Below are 5,567 nucleotides of genomic sequence, written 5' to 3' on the forward strand. Positions count from 1 at the left end.
GGGGTGTTTTTAGGAATAATGAGCTGGCGATGACTTACTCTCACATGGGTAACCCCACACTACCATCAGCGCGAAGAGGTTTCACTTCTGAGTTCGGGAAGGGATCAGGTGGTTCACTCTTGCTATTGTCGCCAGCACAACTGTTTATGGACTTTTTCGGGTCTTATTTACGCTGTTTATTTCGTATGCCTTACTTTGTACCAAATGAGTTATTAACAGATTATGCTAAATTTGAGTTGGTATTGTAACTAGCTTTTGAACTAAATCAAGTATTTTGTATCGAATTAGATGAGCAATACAACTGTTTGGGTGTTGTATAGTCAAGCCTCACGAGCAATTAGTATTGGTCAGCTTCATGCATCACTGCACTTCCACATCCAACCTATCAACGTCGTAGTCTTCAACGGCTCTTTAGAGGACATAAAGTCCTTGGGAAATCTTATCTTGAGGTAGGCTTCCCGCTTAGATGCTTTCAGCGGTTATCCCTTCCGAACATAGCTACCCGGCGATGCGACTGGCGTCACAACCGGTACACCAGAGGTTCGTCCACTCTGGTCCTCTCGTACTAGGAGCAGATCCTCTCAAATTTCCAACGCCCACGGTAGATAGGGACCGAACTGTCTCACGACGTTCTAAACCCAGCTCGCGTACCTCTTTAAATGGCGAACAGCCATACCCTTGGGACCTGCTTCAGCCCCAGGATGAGATGAGCCGACATCGAGGTGCCAAACACCGCCGTCGATATGAACTCTTGGGCGGTATCAGCCTGTTATCCCCAGAGTACCTTTTATCCGTTGAGCGATGGCCCTTCCATACAGAACCACCGGATCACTAAGACCTACTTTCGTACCTGCTCGACTTGTGGGTCTCGCAGTTAAGCGCGCTTTTGCCTTTATACTCTACGCGTGATTTCCGACCACGCTGAGCGCACCTTCGTACTCCTCCGTTACTCTTTAGGAGGAGACCGCCCCAGTCAAACTACCCACCAGACATGGTCCTCGCTCCAGATAATGGAGCAGAGTTAGAACCTCAATATTACCAGGGTGGTATTTCAAGATTGGCTCCACTCGAACTAGCGTCCGAGTTTCAAAGCCTCCCACCTATCCTACACAAGTAAGATCAAAGTTCAATGTCAAGCTGCAGTAAAGGTTCACGGGGTCTTTCCGTCTAGCCGCGGGTACACCGCATCTTCACGGCGAATTCGATTTCACTGAGTCTCTGCTGGAGACAGCGCCCCCATCATTATGCCATTCGTGCAGGTCGGAACTTACCCGACAAGGAATTTCGCTACCTTAGGACCGTTATAGTTACGGCCGCCGTTTACTGGGGCTTCGATCAAGAGCTTCGCTTACGCTAACCCCATCAATTAACCTTCCAGCACCGGGCAGGCATCACACCCTATACGTCCACTTTCGTGTTTGCAGAGTGCTATGTTTTTAATAAACAGTTGCAGGGGCCTGGTTTCTGTGGCTGCCAACCGCTCAGGGAGTAAATCCCATCACCGTCGGCAGCGTACCTTCTCCCGAAGTTACGGTACCATTTTGCCTAGTTCCTTCAGCAGAGTTCTCTCAAGCGCTTTGGTCTACTCGACCTGACCACCTGTGTCGGTTTCGGGTACGATTCCTGTGTAACTGAAGCTTAGAGACTTTTCCTGGAAGCATGGTATCAGCCACTTCACTGTACAAGTACAGCTTGCTATCAGTTCTCAGCATAGAGTACCCCGGATTTGCCTAAGATACATGCCTACAACCTTTCACCTGGACAACCAACGCCAGGCTGACTTAACCTTCTCCGTCCTCTCATCGCATTACACAGAAGTATTGGAATATTAACCAATTTCCCATCGACTACGCCTCTCGGCCTCGCCTTAGGGGTCGACTCACCCAGCCCCGATTAACGTTGGACTGGAACCCTTGGTCTTTCAGCGTGCGAGTTTTTCACTCGCATTGTCGTTACTCACGTCAGCATTCGCACTTCTGATACCTCCAGCATACTTCTCAATACACCTTCATCGGCTTACAGAACGCTCCCCTACCACTTGCAATAAATTGCAAATCCGCAGCTTCGGCATATAGTTTTAGCCCCGTTACATCTTCCGCGCAGGCCGACTCGACTAGTGAGCTATTACGCTTTCTTTAAAGGGTGGCTGCTTCTAAGCCAACCTCCTAGCTGTCTATGCCTTCCCACATCGTTTCCCACTTAACTATAATTTTGGGGCCTTAGCTGGCGGTCTGGATTGTTTTCCTCTTGACTACGGACGTTAGCACCCGCAGTCTGTCTCCCGGATAGTACTCATTGGTATTCGGAGTTTGCATCGGTTTGGTAAGTCGGGATGACCCCCTAGCCGAAACAGTGCTCTACCCCCAATGGTATTCGTCCGAGGCGCTACCTAAATAGCTTTCGGGGAGAACCAGCTATCACCAAGTTTGATTAGCCTTTCACCCCTATCCACAAGTCATCCCCTGGCTTTTCAACGACAGTGGGTTCGGTCCTCCAGTTAGTGTTACCCAACCTTCAACCTGCTCATGGATAGATCACCTGGTTTCGGGTCTATACCCAGCAACTAATTCGCCCTATTAAGACTCGATTTCTCTACGGCTCCCCTATTCGGTTAACCTCGCTACTGAATATAAGTCGCTGACCCATTATACAAAAGGTACGCAGTCACCGGACACAATGCCGGCTCCCACTGCTTGTATGCATGCGGTTTCAGGATCTATTTCACTCCCCTCACAGGGGTTCTTTTCGCCTTTCCCTCACGGTACTGGTTCACTATCGGTCAGTCAGGAGTATTTAGCCTTGGAGGATGGTCCCCCCATATTCAGACAAGGTTTCACGTGCCTCGCCCTACTCGACATCATTATCTAAGCCCTTTCGTGTACAGGACTATCACCCACTATGGTTGCACTTCCCAGAGCATTCCACTAGAACTTAGATAACTTAATGGGCTTTTCCCCGTTCGCTCGCCGCTACTAAGGGAATCTCAATTGATTTCTTTTCCTAAGGGTACTGAGATGTTTCACTTCCCCTCGTTCGCTTCGCATGACTATGTATTCATCATGCGATACCTACCTTATGGTAAGTGGGTTTCCCCATTCAGAAATCTCCGGATCATAGGATATTTGCCGCCTCCCCGGAGCTTTTCGCAGGCTATTACGTCTTTCATCGCCTCTGACTGCCAAGGCATCCACCACATGCACTTAATTACTTGACTATACAACCCCAAACAGTCGCTGACACTTACAAGTACGTGTCTTTGACAGGCCTAAGCCTTACAGTTTGTTGTCCGTGGATTTAACCACAGTACAGCTTCAATCTAGTTCGTTTTCCAAAACGCTTGATTCAGTTAATCGCTAGTGCTCAGTTCCTCTTATTCACTTCAACATGTCACTTGCGTGTCACATTGCTGTGTTTAATTGGTTCTGAGTTTAAACAATTTATTTCAACTCAAATTTATAATCTGTTAATGATTAACTACGTCTTCGTCAGATCGTAGGTAACTGTGATAAATCACAGAATTTAATAAACACAATACCAATCAATAATTTGATTGTATATTTACTAAATTCTGTAATCACCTAGCTTTATATATGGTGGAGACTAACGGAGTCGAACCGTTGACCTCCTGCGTGCAAAGCAGGCGCTCTACCAACTAAGCTAAGTCCCCAGCTTATCATTAGATTCGATATATCTTCTTCTCTCTAGCTCTCGTTAGATTGGTGGGTCTGACAAGATTTGAACTTGTGACCCCACGCTTATCAAGCGTGTGCTCTAACCAACTGAGCTACAGACCCTCAGATACATCTTCATGAAGAACAACTTGTTGTGGATTCTTACCGATCGTCAATCTTTCGTTAAGGAGGTGATCCAGCCGCAGGTTCCCCTACGGCTACCTTGTTACGACTTCACCCCAGTCGTCGGCCACACCGTGGTAAGCGTCCTCCTTGCGGTTAGACTACCTACTTCTGGTGCAACAAACTCCCATGGTGTGACGGGCGGTGTGTACAAGGCCCGGGAACGTATTCACCGCGGCATTCTGATCCGCGATTACTAGCGATTCCGACTTCATGGAGTCGAGTTGCAGACTCCAATCCGGACTACGATCGGCTTTTTGAGATTAGCATCCTATCGCTAGGTAGCAACCCTTTGTACCGACCATTGTAGCACGTGTGTAGCCCTGGTCGTAAGGGCCATGATGACTTGACGTCGTCCCCGCCTTCCTCCAGTTTGTCACTGGCAGTATCCTTAAAGTTCCCGGCTTAACCCGCTGGCAAATAAGGAAAAGGGTTGCGCTCGTTGCGGGACTTAACCCAACATCTCACGACACGAGCTGACGACAGCCATGCAGCACCTGTATGTAAGCTCCCGAAGGCACCAATCCATCTCTGGAAAGTTCTTACTATGTCAAGACCAGGTAAGGTTCTTCGCGTTGCATCGAATTAAACCACATGCTCCACCGCTTGTGCGGGCCCCCGTCAATTCATTTGAGTTTTAGTCTTGCGACCGTACTCCCCAGGCGGTCTACTTATCGCGTTAGCTGCGCCACTAAAGTCTCAAAGACCCCAACGGCTAGTAGACATCGTTTACGGCATGGACTACCAGGGTATCTAATCCTGTTTGCTCCCCATGCTTTCGTACCTCAGTGTCAGTATTAGGCCAGATGGCTGCCTTCGCCATCGGTATTCCTCCAGATCTCTACGCATTTCACCGCTACACCTGGAATTCTACCATCCTCTCCCATACTCTAGTCTTTCAGTATCGAATGCAATTCCTAAGTTAAGCTCAGGGATTTCACATCCGACTTAAAAGACCACCTACGTACCCTTTACGCCCAGTAAATCCGATTAACGCTTGCACCCTCTGTATTACCGCGGCTGCTGGCACAGAGTTAGCCGGTGCTTATTCTGCGAGTAACGTCCACTATCTTAGAGTATTAATCTAAGTAGCCTCCTCCTCGCTTAAAGTGCTTTACAACCAAAAGGCCTTCTTCACACACGCGGCATGGCTGGATCAGGGTTCCCCCCATTGTCCAATATTCCCCACTGCTGCCTCCCGTAGGAGTCTGGGCCGTGTCTCAGTCCCAGTGTGACGGATCATCCTCTCAGACCCGTTACAGATCGTCGCCTTGGTAGGCCTTTACCCCACCAACTAGCTAATCTGACTTAGGCTCATCTATTAGCGCAAGGTCACAAGTGATCCCCTGCTTTCCCCCGTAGGGCGTATGCGGTATTAGCATCCCTTTCGAGATGTTGTCCCCCACTAATAGGCAGATTCCTAAGTATTACTCACCCGTCCGCCGCTAAGATAAGGTGCAAGCACCTCATCTCCGCTCGACTTGCATGTGTTAAGCCTGCCGCCAGCGTTCAATCTGAGCCATGATCAAACTCTTCAGTTTAATATTGCTTAGCACCTTAAAGGGTGCCAATCTTGGCTCATCAATTTTCTGACAAATATTTCTCAAATAAACTTCGAGTAATTTCTACCATCAATCAATGAAAATAATTTCGATCAATCAACCAGTAAAAATCCACACAAGTTGTTCTTCATAATCTCTTAATGATCTTCTT

At 48.2% G+C, this 5,567-nt stretch carries 2 tRNA genes and 3 rRNA genes; all 5 read right to left on the reverse strand.

Annotated features, from left to right (window positions below):
• Positions 1–21: 21 nt before the first annotated feature.
• Positions 22–136, reverse strand: a 5S ribosomal RNA gene (gene rrf / locus BLV99_RS17725).
• Positions 137–316: 180 nt separating this feature from the next.
• A 23S ribosomal RNA gene (locus BLV99_RS17730) occupies positions 317–3,214 on the reverse strand.
• Between the two features lie 377 nt (positions 3,215–3,591).
• Positions 3,592–3,667: transfer RNA gene (locus BLV99_RS17735), tRNA-Ala, on the reverse strand.
• Positions 3,668–3,717: 50 nt separating this feature from the next.
• A tRNA-Ile gene (locus tag BLV99_RS17740) sits at positions 3,718–3,794 on the reverse strand.
• Positions 3,795–3,855: 61 nt separating this feature from the next.
• Positions 3,856–5,395, reverse strand: a 16S ribosomal RNA gene (locus BLV99_RS17745).
• The 16S, 23S and 5S rRNA genes sit together here with 2 tRNA genes alongside, the layout of an rRNA operon.
• Positions 5,396–5,567: the final 172 nt, after the last annotated feature.

The sequence above is a fragment of the Acinetobacter kyonggiensis genome (assembly GCF_900107285.1).
Classification (GTDB): Bacteria; Pseudomonadota; Gammaproteobacteria; order Pseudomonadales; family Moraxellaceae; genus Acinetobacter; species Acinetobacter kyonggiensis.